Genomic DNA, 750 nt, shown 5'->3' on the forward strand with positions numbered 1-750 from the left:
CTCAGGAGTATTTAGCCTTAACGGATGGTCCCGCCAAATTCATACAGGGTTACACGTGCCCCGCACTACTCAGGATACCACTATCAATAACGATCTTTACTTATACGGGACTATCACCCTCTCTGGTCACTCTTTCCAAAGTGTTCTAATTCATTACGCATCAAATATCGTGGTCCTACAACCCCAGCATTGCCGTAACAACACTGGTTTGGGCTAATCCGAGTTCGCTCGCCGCTACTATCGGAATCACTTTTGTTTTCTTCTCCTCCGGGTACTTAGATGTTTCAGTTCTCCGGGTTCGCCTCCTTTCGGATAACATATCTTCAATATGCTGGGTTGCCCCATTCGGATATCTGCGGATCAATTTGTATGTGCCAATCCCCGCAGCTTTTCGCAGCTTATCACGTCCTTCATCGCCTCTGAGAGCCTAGGCATTCCCCATACGCCCTTCTTTTGCTTGTCGCATCCCATATAAATATGGGACGCCCTCTCGTAATCCTTAATTGTTCTATTCTACTTCGTGTTTCTTCTTTTTGACTTCACGCCAACGGTAAAATACCGCCGCGCTCCGTCCCAATATGTCAATGAACCTATGTCCCAAAAGGGACTCGTGGAGAATATCGGAGTCGAACCGATGACCTCCTGCGTGCAAGGCAGGCGCTCTAGCCAGCTGAGCTAATCCCCCGTTTCAGTCGGCAGTTATCAGTTAACAGTTAACGGTTTTGATAACGTGCTCACCATTACGTGATA

General features: G+C 47.7%; 1 tRNA gene and 1 rRNA gene. Both read right to left on the bottom strand.

What is annotated here, in order from left to right:
* Positions 1-463 (bottom strand): 23S ribosomal RNA (locus tag JJ917_17810); the annotation flags it as partial.
* A gap of 148 nt (positions 464-611) precedes the next feature.
* Positions 612-685, bottom strand: a tRNA-Ala gene (locus JJ917_17815).
* Positions 686-750 lie beyond the last annotated feature (65 nt).

This window comes from Hyphomicrobiales bacterium, from assembly GCA_017642935.1.
Taxonomy (GTDB): domain Bacteria; phylum Pseudomonadota; class Alphaproteobacteria; order Rhizobiales; family MH13; genus MH13.